Below are 17,623 nucleotides of genomic sequence, written 5' to 3' on the forward strand. Positions count from 1 at the left end.
TCATTCCAAGATCATCCGACTACGTGTCGAACCGTTCGCAACCTCAGTGGTCAGTACACCTAGTGCTCGGCCGGCTCTTCGATCTTGTAGGGCGGAGTGGAGATGCCGCCGACCCGGTAGCGGCCCCACGGGTCCTGGTCGGTGAGCGTCCCCTCCGCCTGTCCGGTGGGGGTGCGCAGCAACGCGGTCCGCGCGCCTCCCTCGACCCGGGTCGTGACGTCGTCGTTCTTCTTCACTCGGCCGTACCAGTGGTAGCGGCCGTCGATCGGCTGGAAGTAGCCGCGCAGGTCGACCTCGACGGCCACCTCGTCCTCCCCGAACACCAGGGTGGCGGCGCCGCGGTAGCCCTCTTCGTCGTGCTCGTGCTCGCTCATCAATCCACCAATCGGAGAGGGGTCAGGGGCGTTGCGGGATCGATCTCGACCCCTGCCGACCGCAGCAGTCCGTCGAGGGCGTGCCAGATGATCGTGGCGAGGTAGTCGCTCAGGTTCGCGCGGGACATGGTCTGGCGGTCGAGCCACCAGTCGCCCGCGTTCTGCACCATGCCGACGAGCGCGTGCGCCCACGGCTCGGCGCCGCCGGAGTCCATGTCGAACGCGCGCAGGTAGTCGCCGATGATGCGGGCCAGGGTCGCGGCGATGAGGTTCTTGTCCTCCGCCACGACGTCCTTCTCCACCGGGCGGTCCGCGAAGGACCCCTTCACGACGAACCGGTAGAGGTTCGGGTTCTCCTCGATGACGGACAGGTAGGCGTCCACGATCCGTTCGATCCGGTCGCGGATCGAGCCGTCCGCGGCGAGCGCGGGGCCCATCCGGTCCATCAGCACCTCGGTGGCCTTCTGGCCGACTGCCAGGTACAGGTCCGCCTTGTCGGTGAAGTGCCGGTACAGCACGGGTTTGCTGACGCCGGCCTCCGCCGCCACGTCGTCCATGCCGACGTCCGGGCCCTTCTTGGCCACGGCGGCGATCGTGGCGTCCACGAACTCCGCCCTGCGCTGCTCGCGGTGACCCTTCCACCGCTCACGTCGCGCGTCCGGCCCCTTGACAGTGCGTGCCATGTGACGCACGCTACCAGAAGTAACCGTTACCTCAAGTAACACTTACCGGGGAGGGCAACCGATGAGGGTCGCCGATCGGGAGAAGACCGCGGAACGGCTGCTCAAGTCGTCCGCCGAGAAGTTCTACGACCCCGAGGTGGACATCGACTGGTCCGCACCTCTGGTGGACGGGCTCTTCTACATCCCTGAGCAGCGCATCTCGCTCTACGGCACGCCGCTGTACGACTCGCTGACGCAGGAGCAGCGCATCGAGCTGTCGAAGCACGAGCTGGCGTCGATCGCGTCCGTCGGCCTGTGGTTCGAGCTGCTGCTCATGCAGATGCTGGTGAAGGTCGTCTACAACACCGACCCGACGTCGCGGCACGCCCAGTACGCGCTGACCGAGGTCGCCGACGAGTGCCGGCACTCGACGATGTTCGCGCGGCTGGTCGAACGGGTCGGCTGCCCGGCGTACGGGCCGAGGAAGCACACGCACCGCCTGGGCAAGCTGCTGCCGACCATCGGGTACGGCCCCGCGATGTACGGCTCGATCCTGGTCGCCGAGGAGATCCTCGACCGCCTGCAGCGCGAGGCGATGAACGACGAGACCGTGCAGCCGCTCGTGCGGATGGTGAACCGCATCCACGTGCTGGAGGAGGCCCGTCACGTCCGCTTCGCCCGCGAGGAGCTGACGCGCGGCATGGAAGGCCTGCGCGGGTTCGAGAAGCCGTACCAGAAGTGGCTCATCGCGACCGTGTCGATGATGATCACCCGCACGATCATCCACCCCGAGGTGTACGCGGCCGTCGGTCTCGACGTTCGCGAGGCCCACCGCCAGGCGCTGGGGAACCCCCGGTTCCAGGAGACCATCCGCTGGTCGGGCGAACGGATCATGTCGTTCCTGGAAGAGGCCGGACTCGTCGGGAAGCCGGGGATGCACGCATGGCGTCGCTCGTTCTTGATCGGCTGAACGTCGTCACGTCGGGGCCTTCGTCCGCCGGCGTGACCGCCGTTCTGCTGCACGGCTGGACCATGGACCTCACGACGTGGGACCGCGTCGCCGCCGCACTGCCCGGCCGGGTGGTGCGGTACGACGTGCGTGGCCACGGCCTGTCGTCGGGCACGGGCACCGGCACGATCTCGGACCTCGCCGACGACCTGGCGGCCGTGCTGGACAAGCACGTGCCCACCGGGCGGATCGTGCTGGCCGGCCACTCGCTGGGCGGCATGACGATCATGGCGCTGGCCGAGCAGCGGCCGGAGTTGTTCGCCCGCGTGTCCGGGGTGGCGCTGATCGCCACGTCGTGCGGGAACCTGCCCGGGCAGAGCGGTGTGGAGCGGCTCGCGGGGAAGTGGCTGGTGAACCGGCCGAAGGTCGGGTTCGGCCGGTTGATCGCGCCGGGGCTCAGGGTGACGTTCGGGCGTCGTCCGCGCTGGGCCGACGTGCGGGCCGCGGCGGCGATGGCCGGCAACACGTCCGGTGAGGCGTTCGTCGGGATCCGGGAGGAGCTCACGCTGCACCAGCGGCGGGAGGCCCTCGCGGTGCTCTCGGACATCCCCACCGTCGTCATGGCAGGGTCGTGGGACCTGCTCACGCCCATGCGGCACTCACGGGTGCTGGCGGAGGCGTTGCCGAGCGCGCAGTTCGTGATCTACCCGAAGACCGGGCACATGTTGCCGCTCGAACGCTCCGAGGACGTCGCCAGGCGGATAGCGGCGCTGATGCAGCAGTGTTGATCTCACGAAAAAGGGCCCGCACTCGCGGGCCCTTTTTCGTCGAGGTCAGTGCTGGAGCGGGAAACCGCCACCGATGCCGCGCCACGCCAGGTTCGAGATCAACGCGACCGCCTCCTCCTTCGGCACGCGGCGGTTGTCCGCGAGCCAGGAGCGCGCGGTCACCTGCGACAGCCCCACGAGGCCGACGGCCAGCAGGCGGGCGCGTTCCTCGTCGAGGCCGGCGTCCGCCGTGATGGTCTCGGTGATGGCGTCGACGGAGTCCGTGGTCGCGCGCTCGACGGCGGACTGCACGGACGGCTCGGAGCGCAGGTCCGACTCGAACACCATGCGGAACGCCTGGCCCTCGCCGTCCACGAAGTCGTAGAAGGCGGCCACGGCGGCGCGCACGCGGAGCTTGTTGTCGTTCGTGGAGCCGATGGCGGTGCGGACCCTGCCGACCAGCTCGTCCACATGGGACTCCAGCAGCGCCATGTACAGCTCGAGCTTGCCGGGGAAGTGTTGGTACAGCACCGGCTTGGACACGCCCGCGCGTTCGGCGATCTCGTCCATCGCCGCGGCGTGGTAGCCGTTGGAAACGAACACGTCCTGCGCCGCCGCCAGCAGTTGCGCACGTCGGGCGGTGCGCGGCAGTCGAACGCCCCTGCCTGCGGGTGCGCTCTGCGCCGTCTCCGTCATGGTGCCTCCAGCACGAGTGATCCGGCCGTCGGAGAGGGGTTGCCAGACCGAGGCTTGTGCGCAACCTTACTCGCTGGTAGCCCACATCCGGGAACCATCTTGACGTTCTTTCCCGCATCCTGGTCCGGTGAGCACGTTGAAAACCGCCCCGTTGTCCACCGTCGAACTGCCGCCCCTGGACAAGACCCAGACGCCGTGGCCCGGCGAGTTCTGCCAGGTGGACGGCCATGAGGTGCACGTCAGGGTCACGCCGGGAGACGGTCCGACGGCCGTCTACGTGCACGGTCTTGGCGGGTCCGCGACGAACTGGACAGATCTCGCGGCCCAGCTCCAGGGGCACGTGCGCGGCTACTCGATCGACCTGCCGGGGTTCGGGCGCTCGGAGCCTATTCCCGGCTACGACTTCAGTCTGGCCACGCACGCCCGCACAGTGATCAAGTACTTGGAAACGCTCTCACAGCCGGTGCACCTGTTCGGCAACTCCATGGGCGGCGCGATCTCGGTCATCGTCGCCGCGAGCAGGCCGGACCTCGTGAAGACGCTCACACTCGTCTCGCCCGCCGTGCCGGACCTGAGGCCGCGCCTCGACCGCATGTCCGACCCGCGGATGGCGCTCGCCGTCCTGCCGGTCATCGGGTCCAGGGTCCGCCGCGAGCTCGCGAAGCTGACCGCGCACGAACGCACCAAGCAGATGCTCACCCTCTGCTTCGCCGACCCGAGCGTGGTGCCCGACCACCGCATCGAGGAGTCGATCAAGGAGAACGAGGAACGAGCCCGGCAGAAGTGGGCGGGCTCGGCGCTCAACCGCAGCACGTTCGGCCTGATGCAGAGCTGGTTCACGCCCGGCCCGAAGTCGCTGTGGCGGCTGCTGCCGCTGGTCAAGGCGCCGACGCTGGTGCTCTGGGGCGAGAACGACCGGCTCGTCAGCGTGCGCAAGGGCCCCCGGACGGCGCGGCTGCTGCCGCAGGGGCGGCTGCTGGTGCTCCCCAGGACCGGCCACGTCGCCCAGATGGAGCGGCCCGCCACCGTGGCGAGGGCCGTCCTGGGCATGTGGGAGGCAGTCGACCGGCACTCATGGTGACGAACGACGGCCGTCCGAGGGATGTGGGACCCTGGAGCACGTGAATCGCGCCCCCGAGCGAGGACGTTCCGCACCGCCCTCCGACCGCTACCGCCGTGGCGAGCGGCGGACCAGCGCGGAACCGCTCGCGGCCGCCTGGGAACCGGACGCCACCCGGGCGATGCGCCGGCCCCGCAAGGCCCGCGGCGTGAAGAGGCTGGTCGGGAACTACGGGTGGCGGATCTACGCGATCCCGGTGCTGCTCGTGCTGACCGCGCTGGTGGTGCTCGACACGGTCCAGCCCAAGACGCCCGCGATCGGCGGCACCGGCGCGAACACGAACGCCGCCGAGACGCCGGTGAGCACGCCGGAGCCACCCGCGTCCGAGGTGCCCGGCAAGAAGCCGGTCCTGAACATCCCGACCGCCGAACTGCCGGGCGGCCCCGCCTTCTCCGAGGACGGCGTCGGCACGTTCAAGGCCATCCCCGGCGCCGGCGGGCGGATCGGTGACGCGGGTGCGCAGAAGTTCCGCAAGTACTCGATCGCGATCGAGGACGGTGTGAAGCCCGCCGACTACAACGACGACGCGACGGCGTTCGCGCGCACGATCGACGGAATCCTGGCCGACCCGCGCAGCTGGATCGGCACGAAGCAGGTCGCGTTGCAGCGCGTCGAGGCGAACCAGAACCCGGACTTCACCGTGACGCTGACCACGACGAAGACCACGCACACGCTCTGCGGCAAGGACATACCGTTCGAGACCTCCTGCTACAACCCCGGCCAGAAGCGCGTGATCATCAACGTCGCCCGCTGGATCCGCGGCGCCATGGTCTACGGCTCCGACCTGGCCGGATACCGGACCTACGTGATCAACCACGAGGTCGGCCACGCGCTGGGCAGCGGCCACGCGGCCTGCGCGGAGAACGGCGCGCCGGCCCCCGTGATGATGCAGCAGACGTTCGGCGTCTCGAACAACTTCGTCTCGCAGCTCAACGCGGGCCAGGACGTCGTCCCCGCGGACGGCAAGGTGTGCGTCCCGAACGCGTTTCCCGCAGGCTGAGACAGCTTTCCAACCGGGAAGAGTCGAGGCAGGGTAGACGTTGTCTCGGACACGGAGACATTCGTCGAGGAGGACCAGCATGGCGCTTCCGCCGCTCGTTGAGCCAGCCGCGGAGCTGACCAAGGAAGAAGTCGCGCGCTACAGCCGGCACCTGATCATCCCGGACGTGGGGGTGGACGGGCAGAAGCGGCTGAAGAACGCGAAGGTGCTCGTCGTCGGCGCGGGCGGCCTGGGCAGCCCGGCACTGCTGTACCTGGCCGCGGCCGGGGTCGGCACGCTCGGCGTCGTCGACTTCGACGTCGTGGACGAGTCGAACCTGCAGCGCCAGGTGATCCACGGCCAGTCCGACGTCGGCCGCCCGAAGGCGGAGTCCGCACGCGACTCGGTCGCCGAGATCAACCCGTTCGTCAAGGTGGTCCTGCACCAGACGCACCTCAACTCCGAGAACGCGCTGGAGATCTTCCGCGACTACGACCTGATCCTCGACGGCACCGACAACTTCGCCACCAGGTACCTGGTGAACGACGCCGCGGTGCTGCTGGGCAAGCCGTACGTGTGGGGTTCGATCTTCCGGTTCGAGGGGCAGGTCAGCGTCTTCTGGGAGGACGCCCCGAACGGCCAGGGCCTCAACTACCGCGACCTCTACCCGGAGCCGCCGCCTCCCGGCATGGTCCCGTCGTGCGCCGAGGGCGGCGTGCTGGGCGTGCTGTGCGCGTCGATCGGCTCGATCATGGTGACCGAGGCGATCAAGCTGCTCACGGGCATCGGCGACCCGCTGCTGGGCCGCCTGATGGTCTACGACGCGCTCGAGATGTCGTACCGGACCATCAAGATCCGCAAGGACCCGGAGTCGCCGAAGATCACCGAGCTGATCGACTACGAGGCGTTCTGCGGTGTCGTGTCCACGGACGCGCAGCAGGCGGCCGCGGGCAACACGATCACGCCGCTCGAGCTCAAGCACAAGCAGGAGTCCGGTGAGGACTTCCTGCTGGTGGACGTCCGCGAGCCGCACGAGTACGAGATCGTGAAGATCCCGGGTTCGGTGCTGATCCCGAAGGACAAGATCCTCTCGGGTGAGGCGTTCTCGGAGCTGCCGCAGGACAAGCCGCTCGTGCTGCACTGCAAGTCCGGCGCTCGCTCGGCGGAGGCCCTCGCGGCGCTGCACAAGGCGGGCTTCAAGGACGCCGTGCACGTGGGTGGCGGTGTGCTGGCGTGGGCCCGCGAAGTGGACCCGAGCCTGCCGACGTACTAGTGGTGGTGGGTGCGTTCGGTTGCTTCGGCACTCGAACGCACCCGTCACCCGCTCGGCTTTTCGGGTGGCGGCACGAATCACGCTGTGCCGCCTTCCACCACCCGGACGGCCCAAGCAGGTAGCGTGCCCGACCGTGACCCGGTCCCCCGAACCGCCCCCAGCGCACGTGCGTGCGGCGTTCGGGGCACGTGACGCCGAACCCGAGCTCATCGACGGTGGCCCGGCGTGGCGCTGTGGTGACGCCACGATCAGGCCCGCGCCCAAGCCCGCCGAGGCCACCTGGATCGCCAAGACCCTGGACGGCCTCGACGTCCACCACCTGCGCATCGGCAGACCGCTCAGATCGACCGACGGCCGGTACGTCGTCGGCGGCTGGTCCGCCACCAAGTTCCTCGCCGGACGGGCCGAGGCGCGCCACGACGAGGTCATCGCCGTCGCCCAGCGCCTGCACCAGGGCACCGCCGAGCTGGCCAAGCCCCGTTTCCTGGACACGCGCACGGACGTGTTCGCCGTCGCCGACCGCAAGGCGTGGGGCGAGGAGGACGTGCCGCTGGAGGCCGACCTCGGCGGGCGGCTGTTCGACCTCCTGAAGGAGCTGCGGAAGCCCCTCAACCTGAAGCCGCAGGTCGTGCACGGTGATCTGTTCGGCAACGTGCTGTTCGCGGGCAACGCGCCGCCGGCCGTGATCGACTTCACCGCCTACTGGCGTCCCGCCGAGTGGGCCGCCGCCGTCGTCGCGGTGGACGCCGTCGCGTGGGGCGGCGCGGACCCCGGGCTGTTCCACCGGTGGAGCCACCAGGCCGAGTGGGAGCAGGCGCTGTTGCGCGCGACGTTGTTCCGCGTGGCAGTGCACGCTCTTCACCCGTTGTCAACGCCACAGTCCTTTGCGGGCTTGGAAAGAGCTGCTCACTTCGTCACAGCGTTGCTCTGAGCGGGTCATTTTCCACCGACGAAACATTGCGTCGCTTTGGGTTAACGCTCGCTTCGCTAGCGTCGGACGCGTGACCCATTGCCCTTACTGCGCGCTGCAGTGCTCCATGAGCGTCATCGACGGCCAGGTGACCCCTGGTCCCGGTGGGCTGTGCCAGAAGGGCTGGACGGCGGGGGAGTTGCTGCGCCATCCCGGCCGGCTCACCACGCCACTTCTGCACGGTTCACCGGTGTCCTGGGACGAGGCGCTGGACTTCGTGGCGTCGCGGATCACCTCCTACGAGCCCGACGAGGTCGCCGTGTTCGGCGGCGGCGGGCTGACGAACGAGAAGGCTTACGCGCTCGGCAAGTTCGCACGCGTGGCGTTGAAGACCTCGCAGATCGACTACAACGGCCGGTTCTGCATGTCGTCGGCCGCCGCCGCGGGCAACAAGGCGTTCGGCCTGGACCGCGGGCTGCCGTTCCCGCTCACGGACCTCCGCGGCGCGGACACCGTGCTGCTGGCCGGCTCGAACCCGGCCGAGACCATGCCGCCGTTCCTGCGGCACCTGGAGGGCGCGCGGCTGATCGTCATCGACCCGCGGCGCACGCCGACCGCCGAGCGCGCGACGTTGCACCTGCAGCCCGCGCCCGGCACGGACCTGGCGCTGGCACTGGGACTGCTGCACACCGCAGTCATCGAGGGCGTGATCGACAAGGAGTACATCTCCTCGCGCACCTCGGGTTTCGACGACGCGTGGCGGGTGGCCGCGGCGTGGTGGCCCGAGCAGGTCGAACGCGTCACCGGTGTCTCCGCCGCTGACCAGCGCGCTGCCGTGCACATGCTGGCCGGGCGGTCGTACGTGCTGACCGGGCGCGGCACCGAGCAGCACGCGTCGGGCACCGACAACGTCTCGGCGTGGATCAACCTGGCGCTGGCGCTGGGACTGCCCGGCCGCGCGGGATCCGGTTACGGCTGCCTGACCGGGCAGGGCAACGGGCAGGGCGGGCGCGAGCACGGCCAGAAGGCCGACCAGCTGCCGGGCTACCGCAAGATCGACGATCCCGTTGCGCGGCAGCACATCATGGACGTCTGGGGTGTGTCGTCGTTACCCGGGCCGGGGCGCAGCGCGTACGAGCTGCTCGTCGCGGACGACATCAAGGCGATGCTCGTGTTCGGCAGCAACCCGGTGGTGTCGGCGCCGCGGGCGTCCGGTGTCGTCGACCGGTTCAAGGCGCTGGACCTGTTGGTGGTGGCGGACTTCGTGATGTCGGAGACCGCCGCGATGGCCGACGTCGTGTTCCCGGTCACGCAGTGGGCCGAGGAGGACGGCACGATGACCAACCTCGAAGGCCGGATCATCAGGCGCCGCAAGGCACTCGACCCACCAGACGGGGTGCGCAGCGACCTGGAGCTGTTGCAGGGCCTCGCTTCCCGGCTCGGCGTCGGCGAGAAGTTCCCGGTGCGGCCGGTCGAGGTCTTCGAGGAACTGCGCCGCGCGTCTGCGGGCGGTCTCTCCGACTACTCCGGCATCACCTACGAGCGGCTGGAGTCCGAGCAGCTGCACTGGCCGGTGCCGTCGGTCGACCACCCCGGTACGCCGAGGCTGTTCCTCGACGAGTTCGCGCACCCCGACGGCCTGGCGCGGTTCATCGCCGTCGACCACCGCGGCCCCGCCGAGCCGCCGGACGAGGAGTTCCCGTTGCAGGCCACCACCGGCCGCGTCCTGCAGCACTACCAGTCGGGGGCGCAGACGCGGCGGATCGACGAGCTGCTGAAGGCCGTCCCCGAGATGTACGTGGAGGTCCACCCGGACACGGCCGCGCGTTCCGGGCTTGCCCCCGGCGAGCCCGCGCACGTCGTGTCCCGGCGGGGAACGGTGACGGCGGTCGTGCGGTGCGTGCCGACCATGCGCGCCGACGCGGTGTTCCTGCCGTTCCACTTCCCCGGTGACGGGCGGGCCAACCTGCTCACCAACCCCGCGCTCGATCCCACGAGCCGGATGCCCGAGTTCAAGGTCTGCGCGGTTCGATTGGAGCGGGCATGAGACGAGTCGTGATCGTCGGGTACGGCATGGCGGGTGCGAGGCTGGCGGACGAGCTGCGCCGCCGTGACACCGGTATCTCCATCACCGTCGTGGGTGCGGAACCGCACGCCGCGTACAACAGGGTGCTGCTGTCGACCGTGGTGGCGGGCACGATGACGCCGGAGTCGACCCGGCTGCACGACGAGAAGTGGGCCGCGGAGCACGACATCGACCTGCACCTGGGCTGCGAGGTGCGGGAGGTCGACCGGGCCTCGCGGACCGTCGTGCTCGGCTCCGGCGAGTCCGTTCCCTACGACGCACTCGTCCTCGCCACCGGCAGCGTCCCCTGGGTCCCGCCGGCCGAGGGCCTCCTGGAGGACGGCGAGCTCGCGCCCGGCGTCGTCGCCTTCCGCACCCTCGACGACTGCGCCCGGATCGAGGCCAAGGCGCAGAAGGGCATGCCCGTGGCCGTCCTCGGCGGCGGCCTGCTCGGCATCGAGGCCGCTCGCGGCCTCGCCGGACGCGGCTGCCTGGTCACGGTCGTGCACCCCGTCGGCCACCTCATGGAACGCCAGCTCGACCCCGGCGCCGGCAGTGTCCTCGCCCGCACGCTCGGCAAGCTCGGCATCGAGTTCCGCCTGAACGCGCTGGCCGCCAAGTACCTCCCCGGCGACGGTCTCGTCCTCGACGACGGCAGCCACGTGCCCGCCGAGCTCGTCGTGGTCTCCGCCGGCGTGCGCGCCGAGACGTCGCTCGCGGTCGCGGCGGGCCTGACCGTCGACCGCGGCATCGTCGTGGACGACGCGTTGCGCACGAACGATCCGCGCATCCACGCGATCGGCGACTGCGCGCAGCACCCCGGCACGGTGTCCGGCCTGGTGCAGCCCGCGTGGGACCAGGCCGCCGTGCTCGCGGACCGCCTGACCGGCGTGAACCCGGCCGCGCGGTACAGCGGGACCTCCGTCGTGACGCGGTTGAAAGCGCGGGACGTCGACCTCGCGGCACTGGGTGACGTGCACACCGATGTGGACTGCCCGGACTCGGAAGTCCTGTGCTTCCAGGAACCTTCGCGCGGCCGGTACGCCAAGCTCGTGCTGCGCGACGACCGGGTGACGGGCGCGATCGTGCTCGGTGCGCCGGACGCGGCGGCCACGATCACCCAGCTCTACGACCGCGGGATTCCCGCACCGACCGACCGCCTGGCGTTGTTGCTGGGACGGGCGTTGCCCGCCGAGGCCGCGTCACCGGCGGATCTGCCGTCCAGCGCGGTGATCTGCCGGTGCAACACCGTCTCGAAGGGACAGATCGTGTCGGCCTGGCGGGCGGGCGCGGAGTCGTTGCCGCAGCTCGCGGAGGCGACGCGCGCGACCACCGGCTGCGGTGGTTGCAAGGACGCGGTGTGCGGGTTGCTCGACTGGCTCGGGGCCTCACAGCCCGCGTCGGCCTGATGTGCGGTGGAGTTGCCGTCACCGTCATAGGCCAGAACCCCCTGGTAACGCACGGTTTCTAGGTTTTTGACAACAGCCGAAGCCGCGGAGGACGTACATGAGCTGGATCGACCACTGGGAGCCGGAGAAGCCCGAGTTCTGGGAGTCCACCGGCAAGCGGATCGCCCGCAAGAACCTGGCACTCTCGATCTTCGCGGAGAACCTCGGGTTCAGCGTGTGGGTGCTGATGAGCATCGTGGTGGTGAGCCTCGGCTCGGTGGGCTTCGACTTCAGCGTCGGTCAGCAGTTCTGGCTGCTGATCGTGCCCAACCTCGTCGGCGCCGTGCTGCGGGTGCCGTACACGTTCGCGGTGCCCCGGTTCGGTGGCCGGCTGTGGACGACGATCAGCGCCGGGTTGCTGCTGATCCCGTGCACGATGCTGGCCTACGCCGTGTCGACGCCGGGCACGCCGTACTGGTTCTTCCTGCTCACCTCGGCCGCGATGGGCCTGGGCGGCGGCAACTTCTCGTCGTCGATGGCGAACATCTCGTTCTTCTACCCGGAGGGCAAGAAGGGCCTGGCGCTCGGCATGAACGCGGCCGGCGGCAACCTCGGCGTCGCGATCACGCAGCTCGTCGTGCCGTTCGTGATCACCTTCGGCACCGGGATCAACCTGGCCTACGCGGCGTTGATCTGGATGCCGTTCGTCGTCGTCGCCACGGCCCTCGCGTGGCTGTTCATGGACAGCCTGACGCAGGCCAAGCCGGACGGGCAGTCCTACAAGCTGGCGCTGTCGAACCAGCACACGTGGGTGATGTCGTTCCTGTACATCGGCACGTTCGGGTCGTTCATCGGGTACTCGTTCGCGTTCCCGTCGCTGATCAAGCTGAGCTTCGTGGACTACAAGGGCTGGGTGGCGCTCGCGTTCCTGGGCGCGCTGATCGGCTCGGTGGCCCGGCCGTTCGGTGGCTGGCTCGCGGACCGCGTCGGTGGCGCGAAGGTGACGCTCGGGACGTTCGTCGGGCTCGCCGTCGGCACGATCGGTGTGATGGTCAGCGTCGACTCGCGGAACTTCGCGTTGTTCTTCGGTTCGTTCATCGCGCTGTTCGTGCTGGCGGGCGTGGGCAACGGGTCGACGTACCGGATGATCCCGGCGATCTTCCGGACGCAGTCCGCCGACGACAAGTCCGCCAAGCGGCAGGCCGCCGCGGTGGTCGGCATCGCCGGTGCCATCGGCGCCGCCGGTGGTGTGCTGGTCAACCTGGTGTTCAAGTTCTCGCTCGAGGGGTCGAAGACGCTGACGCCCGCGCTGACCGCGATCCTCGTGTTCTACGGGCTCTGCCTGGGCACGACGTGGTGGTTCTACCTGCGGCGCAACGTGTTCGCGGCGCGTCCGTCGCTCGCGTACGCGGGCGTGTGACGCACACCGCTCTGATCTGCGGCGAGAGTTTCCTTTAACACCCGCGCAATGTCGCGGACCTTGGGATGACACGCCGCCCGGTGAGCATACGGGCGGAAGGAGGTATGCCCGATGACTTCGTTGAGCAGCAGGACCCTGGTCGTGATCGGCAACGGCATGGTCGGCCACCGGCTCGTCGAGATCCTCCGTGACTCGTCCTGGCGGATCGTCGTGTTCGGCGAGGAGTCCCGTCCCGCCTACGACCGCGTCGCCCTGTCGTCCTACGTGGACAGCTGGGACTCCGCGGACCTGGAGCTGCCCGCGCTGAGCGGATGTGAGCTCAGGCTCGGCGAGAAGGCCGTGTCCGTGGACCGCGACCGCAAGGTCGTCGTGGGCGCCTCCGGTGTCGAGATCTCCTACGACGCCCTGGTGCTGGCCACCGGCTCGGTACCGTTCGTACCGCCCGTACCCGGCCGTGACCTGCCCGGTTGCCACGTCTACCGGACAATCGACGACCTGGACGAGATCCGGGCGACGGTGGAGGCGGCCTCCCGCCCCGGCCGGCGTTCCGGGATGGTGCTCGGCGGCGGTCTGCTCGGGCTCGAGGCGGCCAACGCGTTGCGCGGCATGGGAGTCTCGCCGCACGTCGTCGAACTGGCGCCGCGGCTCATGCCGATCCAGGTCGACGACGGCGGTGCGGCGCTGCTCAAGCGGCTCGTCGAGAAGCTCGACCTGACCGTGCACACCGGTACGTCCGCCTCCTCGATCGAACGCGACGGGACGCGGTTGATCGCCAAGCTGGCCTCCGGTCTCGAGCTCGACCTGGACGTGGTGGTGTTCAGCGCCGGCATCCGGCCGCGCACCGACCTCGACCTGGGGCTGGAGCTGGGGCCGCGCGGCGGGTACCTGGTCGACGCGGCCTGCCGGACCTCCGATCCGCACGTGTTCGCGATCGGTGAGTGCGCCGCCGTCGAGGGTGTGACGTACGGGCTCGTCGCTCCCGGCTACTCGATGGCCGAGGTGGTCGCCGACCAGATCTCCGGTGGTGCGCGGGCGTTCCCCGGTGCCGACGTGTCCACGAAGCTGAAGCTGCTCGGGGTGGACGTCGCGTCGTTCGGCGATGCGCACGCCGCCACCGAGGGCGCGCTGGAAGTCGTCGTCAACAACGCCGTTGCCGGCACTTACAGCAAGCTCGTGGTGTCGGACGACGCGCGGATCCTGCTGGGTGGCGTGCTCGTCGGGGACGCCTCGTCCTACCTGTCGCTCCGGCCGTTGGTGGGCAAGGAAGTTCCGGCCGCACTGCTGCAGCCCGGTGGTGCTGTGGACGTGGAGATGCCTGCGGACGCACAGGTCTGCTCCTGCCTCGCGGTGACCAAGCAGACCATCACCGACGCGATCCAGTCCGGTGTGGCGTGCGACGTCGCCGAGCTGAAGGCGTGCACCAAGGCCGGCACGGGGTGCGGTTCGTGCGTGCCGATGTTGAAGAAGCTGCTGACCGAGTGCGGTGTCGAGCAGTCCAAGGCGTTGTGCGAGCACTTCACCTACTCCCGCGCGGAGCTGTTCGAGATCATCCGGGCGACGCGCGTGACGACGTTCTCCGCGTTGGTCGAGAAGCACGGCACCGGACGCGGGTGCGACATCTGCAAGCCCGCGGTGGCGTCGATCCTGGCGTCGCTGGGCAACGGGCACATCCTGGGCGAGGCGCAGGTCTCGTTGCAGGACACCAACGACAAGTTCCTGGCGAACCTCCAGCGCAACGGCACGTACTCGGTCGTGCCGCGCATCCCCGGCGGGGAGATCACGCCGGAGAAGCTGATCGTCATCGGCGAGGTGGCCCGCGACTACGGGCTCTACACGAAGATCACCGGCGGCCAGCGCATCGACCTGTTCGGCGCGACCGTCGACCAGTTGCCGGAGATCTGGCGGCGGCTCGTCGACGCGGGCTTCGAGTCCGGGCACGCGTACGGCAAGTCGTTGCGCACGGTGAAGTCCTGCGTCGGTACGACCTGGTGTCGTTACGGCGTGCAGGACTCCGTCGGTCTCGCGATCGAGCTGGAGCTGCGCTACCGGGGACTGCGGTCGCCGCACAAGCTCAAGTCGGCGGTCTCCGGGTGCGCGCGCGAGTGCGCCGAGGCGCGTGGCAAGGACTTCGGCGTGATCGCCACGGAGAACGGCTGGAACCTCTACGTGGGTGGCAACGGTGGCTTCACGCCTCGCCACGCCGATCTCCTGGTGTCCGATGTGGACACCGAGGAGCTGATCCGGATCATCGACCGGTTCCTGATGTTCTACATCCGCACGGCGGACCGGCTGCAGCGCACCTCGGTGTGGCTGGAAGGGCTCGACGGCGGGCTCGACCACCTGCGCGAGGTCGTCGTCGACGACAAGCTCGGCATCTGCGCGGAACTGGAGACCGCGATGGAGTCGCACGTCTCCGACTACGCCGACGAGTGGCGCGGAGTGCTGGAGGACCCGGAGAAGCTGGCCCGGTTCACGTCGTTCGTGAACGCTCCTGGCGTGCCGGACCCCTCGATCTCGTTCCGCGCTGAACGCGGTCAGCGCGTCCCCGTCTCCCTCGGCATCCCGGAGGTCGTCAGGTGATCGTCTGTGACTTCGACGTGTTGCGTCCGGAACAGGGCGTCGCGGCTTTGCTGCCCGACGGCTCGCAGGTGGCGGTGTTCCTGACCGCGGAGGGTTCTCTGCACGCCCTGGACAACATCGACCCGTTCAGCGGCGCCGCGGTGCTATCGCGCGGCATCGTGGGCGACCGCGGCGGCGTGCCGGTCGTGGTGTCACCGGTCTACAAGCAGGCGTTCGAGCTGGCGACGGGCAAGTGCCTGGAGGAGCCGTCCGTGTCCGTTGCGGTGCATCAGGTGCGCGTGCGTGACGGTGTTGTGGAGCTGACATGACGGGCCCGTTGGCGGGCTTCACGATCGGCGTCACCGCGGCTCGCCGCGCCGACGAGCTCATCGCGATGCTGGAGCGCAAGGGCGCGTCCGTCGTGCACGGGCCGGCTTTGCGGATCGTGCCGTTGCCCGACGACGCGACTCTGCACGCGGCGACGCTGGAGCTCGTGTCCTCTCCGGTGGACGTCGTCGTCGCCACCACCGCCATCGGGTTCCGCGGGTGGTTCGAGGCTGCCGAGGGGTGGGGGCTGGCCGCGCGGTTGCACCGTGCGTTGGAGGGCGCTGTCGTGTTGCCGCGCGGGCCCAAGGCGAAGGGTGCGGTTCGGGCCGCCGGACTGGTCGAGGCGTGGTCGCCCTCGTCCGAGTCGAACGCCGAGTTGTTGCAGTACCTGTTGCGGATGGGGGTGTCCGGGAAGCGGGTGGCCGTGCAGCTGCACGGGGAGCCGTTGCCGGACTTCGTGAACACCCTTGCCGCCGCTGGGGCCGATGTCGTCGAGATCCCTGTCTACCGGTGGGAGCCGCCGGCTGATGTCGGGCCGTTGTTGCGGTTGATCGACGCTGTGGTGGCCGGTCAGGTGGACGCCTTGACGTTCACCTCGGCGCCCGCCGCTTCCTCGGTGTTGCGGACGGCTCCGGATTCCGGCGCCCTGATTTCCTGTTTGCGGCGGGATGTCCTGGTTGTCGGCGTAGGCGCCATCACCGCTGGGCCGTTGGTCGCCGCTGGAATTCCTGTGGTGCAGCCCGCTCGGTCCCGGATCGGGTCGATGGTGCGGGAGTTGGCCGTGGAGCTGCCCGCTCGGGCGTTGCGGCTGCGGATTGCCTCGCGGGACATGGAGATGCGTGCTCAGGCCGTGGTGATCGACGGTGAGCTGCGGCCCGTCGCGCCTGCGCCGATGGCGGTGTTGCGGACGTTGGTCGCGGCTCGGGGGCGTGTGGTGTCACGGCAGGAACTGTTGGCTGCCTTGCCCTCTGGAGGGGAGGAGCACGCCGTCGAGACGGCCATCGGGCGGTTGCGGACCGCTTTGGGGTCGCCGCAGATGGTGTGCACGGTTGTGAAGCGTGGGTACCGGCTAGCTATGGAGCCTGCATGAAGCTCGTGTTGGCGTTTCACGGGACGCGGGATCCTCGTGGGCCTGTGGTGTGCGCGGAGATCGCTGCCGCGGTTCAGGCTTTGGTGGACGTGCCGGTGGTCGTGGCCTACGCGGATGTCCGGGAACCGTCCGTCCGGTCCGTTGTGGACGGACCTTGTGTCGTGGTGCCGGTGTTCCTGGCCGCCGGCTACCACGTCCGGGTGGACATTCCGGAGCAGATCGGTGGCCGTCCCGACGTCGTGCTGACCTCGCCGGTGGCGCTGGACGCGGTGCCGGCGGTGCGCGACAGGTTGCGGGAGGCAGGTTTCCGCCGCGGCGACGCAGTCGTGCTCGCCGCGGCGGGTTCGTCCGACGCCCGGGCTCTGGCCACGGTGCGGCGTGCGGCCGCGTTGCTCGGCGCGTCCGCGGTGGGGTACGTGGCCACCGCCACGCCTCGGGTGCCCGACGTGGTGGCCGGGATGCGCGGGCGCAGAGTGGCCGTCGCGTCGTGGTTGCTGGCACCCGGTGTGTTCCACGGCTCGCTCGCCGCCTGTGGCGCGGACGTCGTCGCCGAACCCGTCGGGGCGCATCCGCTCCTGGTCGACGTGCTGGTGCGCAGGTACTACGAGGCCCGGTTGTCGCGCACCGCGTGACGGCTACCAGAGACCGGGTGGCTCGGCCGCCTCGTCCTTGCGGACGTCCTCCCAGCGGTGGTCCCGCAGGTTCACCTTGCCGTCGAGGTTGGGAACGCCCTCCTCGTGCAGGAGCTGCAGCTGGGTCTCGCGCAGGTGCGGGGCGCAGGTGCCGTCGGCCTTCAGCACCCGTTGCCACGGCAGGTCTCGGCCGTCCTCGTTGAGGATTCGGCCCACCAGCCGTGGCGACGGGGCCTTCGCCAGATCCGCGATGTCGCCGTAGGTGGCGACTCGTCCGCGAGGGATGGCCTTGATCATGTCGCGGATTCGCTCGTGGATCTCTTCGTCCATGCGGTGATTCTAGTGGCGTGACTCAGAACGCTGGCGGCGTATCCGCGCTCAGCAGGGCGCCTCGCGGCACCGCCCCCACACC

General features: G+C 69.7%; 17 protein-coding genes. 13 read left to right on the top strand and 4 right to left on the bottom strand.

Going from position 1 to position 17,623, the window contains the following annotated elements:
* Positions 1-59: 59 nt before the first annotated feature.
* Both IEY88_RS39205 and IEY88_RS39210 read right to left on the bottom strand, forming a co-directional pair.
* Positions 60-374 (bottom strand): DUF4873 domain-containing protein, encoded by a 315-nt coding sequence (locus IEY88_RS39205; protein WP_189159992.1) that lies wholly within the window; start codon positions 372-374, stop codon positions 60-62.
* The gene (locus IEY88_RS39210) at positions 374-1,057 is read right to left on the bottom strand and encodes a TetR/AcrR family transcriptional regulator (RefSeq protein WP_189159993.1); all 684 of its coding nucleotides are present in this window, start codon (positions 1,055-1,057) and stop codon (positions 374-376) included. Before IEY88_RS39210 ends, IEY88_RS39205 begins: the two co-directional genes overlap by 1 nt.
* Positions 1,058-1,118: 61 nt before the next feature.
* Here IEY88_RS39210 and IEY88_RS39215 point away from each other — a divergent pair, with 61 nt between their 5' ends.
* On the top strand, positions 1,119-2,006 hold the full coding sequence (locus tag IEY88_RS39215) for an AurF N-oxygenase family protein (RefSeq protein WP_189159994.1): 888 nt from the start codon (positions 1,119-1,121) through the stop codon (positions 2,004-2,006).
* Positions 1,979-2,773: an alpha/beta fold hydrolase gene (locus tag IEY88_RS39220; RefSeq protein ID WP_189159995.1), complete on the top strand. Its 795-nt coding sequence runs from the start codon at positions 1,979-1,981 to the stop codon at positions 2,771-2,773. The genes IEY88_RS39215 and IEY88_RS39220 overlap by 28 nt, the downstream gene beginning before the upstream one ends.
* 45 nt (positions 2,774-2,818) lie before the next feature.
* On the opposite strand, the gene IEY88_RS39225 is transcribed toward IEY88_RS39220, so the two are convergent.
* Positions 2,819-3,448 (bottom strand): TetR/AcrR family transcriptional regulator, encoded by a 630-nt coding sequence (locus IEY88_RS39225; protein ID WP_189159996.1) that lies wholly within the window; start codon positions 3,446-3,448, stop codon positions 2,819-2,821.
* A gap of 127 nt (positions 3,449-3,575) precedes the next feature.
* Between IEY88_RS39225 and IEY88_RS39230 the strand changes: the two genes are divergently transcribed.
* From IEY88_RS39230 to IEY88_RS39280, 11 genes are all read left to right on the top strand, one after another.
* A complete protein-coding gene (locus IEY88_RS39230) occupies positions 3,576-4,529 on the top strand; it encodes an alpha/beta fold hydrolase (protein ID WP_189159997.1) in 954 nt (317 codons plus the stop codon).
* Positions 4,530-4,569: 40 nt separating this feature from the next.
* The gene (locus IEY88_RS39235; protein WP_229694178.1) at positions 4,570-5,568 is read left to right on the top strand and encodes a DUF3152 domain-containing protein; all 999 of its coding nucleotides are present in this window, start codon (positions 4,570-4,572) and stop codon (positions 5,566-5,568) included.
* A gap of 79 nt (positions 5,569-5,647) precedes the next feature.
* A complete protein-coding gene (moeZ, locus tag IEY88_RS39240) occupies positions 5,648-6,820 on the top strand; it encodes an adenylyltransferase/sulfurtransferase MoeZ (protein WP_065914603.1) in 1,173 nt (390 codons plus the stop codon).
* A 133-nt stretch (positions 6,821-6,953) separates the two neighbouring features.
* Entirely contained in the window at positions 6,954-7,751 is a 798-nt protein-coding gene (locus tag IEY88_RS39245; protein WP_189159998.1) for a TIGR02569 family protein, read from the top strand.
* A 106-nt stretch (positions 7,752-7,857) separates the two neighbouring features.
* Positions 7,858-9,777 carry a molybdopterin oxidoreductase family protein gene (locus IEY88_RS39250; protein ID WP_189159999.1) on the top strand — a complete coding sequence of 640 codons (1,920 nt, stop codon included), beginning with the start codon at positions 7,858-7,860 and terminating at the stop codon, positions 9,775-9,777.
* Positions 9,774-11,204 (top strand): FAD-dependent oxidoreductase, encoded by a 1,431-nt coding sequence (locus IEY88_RS39255; RefSeq protein WP_189160000.1) that lies wholly within the window; start codon positions 9,774-9,776, stop codon positions 11,202-11,204. Before IEY88_RS39250 ends, IEY88_RS39255 begins: the two co-directional genes overlap by 4 nt.
* 97 nt (positions 11,205-11,301) lie before the next feature.
* A complete protein-coding gene (locus IEY88_RS39260; protein WP_189160001.1) occupies positions 11,302-12,603 on the top strand; it encodes an MFS transporter in 1,302 nt (433 codons plus the stop codon).
* 111 nt (positions 12,604-12,714) lie between these two features.
* Positions 12,715-15,183, top strand: a complete 2,469-nt coding sequence (gene nirB, locus IEY88_RS39265) for a nitrite reductase large subunit NirB (protein WP_189160002.1) — start codon at positions 12,715-12,717, stop codon at positions 15,181-15,183.
* Positions 15,180-15,491 (top strand): nitrite reductase small subunit NirD, encoded by a 312-nt coding sequence (gene nirD / locus IEY88_RS39270; protein WP_189160003.1) that lies wholly within the window; start codon positions 15,180-15,182, stop codon positions 15,489-15,491. The genes nirB and nirD overlap by 4 nt, the downstream gene beginning before the upstream one ends.
* A complete protein-coding gene (locus IEY88_RS39275) occupies positions 15,488-16,579 on the top strand; it encodes a uroporphyrinogen-III synthase (RefSeq protein ID WP_189160004.1) in 1,092 nt (363 codons plus the stop codon). The genes nirD and IEY88_RS39275 overlap by 4 nt, the downstream gene beginning before the upstream one ends.
* Positions 16,576-17,211 carry a sirohydrochlorin chelatase gene (locus IEY88_RS39280; protein WP_189160005.1) on the top strand — a complete coding sequence of 212 codons (636 nt, stop codon included), beginning with the start codon at positions 16,576-16,578 and terminating at the stop codon, positions 17,209-17,211. The genes IEY88_RS39275 and IEY88_RS39280 overlap by 4 nt, the downstream gene beginning before the upstream one ends.
* Positions 17,212-17,214: 3 nt before the next feature.
* Here the strand turns inward: IEY88_RS39280 and IEY88_RS39285 are convergent, their stop codons facing one another.
* Positions 17,215-17,541 (bottom strand): MGMT family protein, encoded by a 327-nt coding sequence (locus tag IEY88_RS39285; protein WP_189160006.1) that lies wholly within the window; start codon positions 17,539-17,541, stop codon positions 17,215-17,217.
* Between the last annotated feature and the right edge of the window lie 82 nt (positions 17,542-17,623).

The sequence above is a fragment of the Lentzea pudingi genome (assembly GCF_014646255.1).
In the GTDB taxonomy this organism is placed as follows: Bacteria; Actinomycetota; Actinomycetes; order Mycobacteriales; family Pseudonocardiaceae; genus Lentzea; species Lentzea pudingi.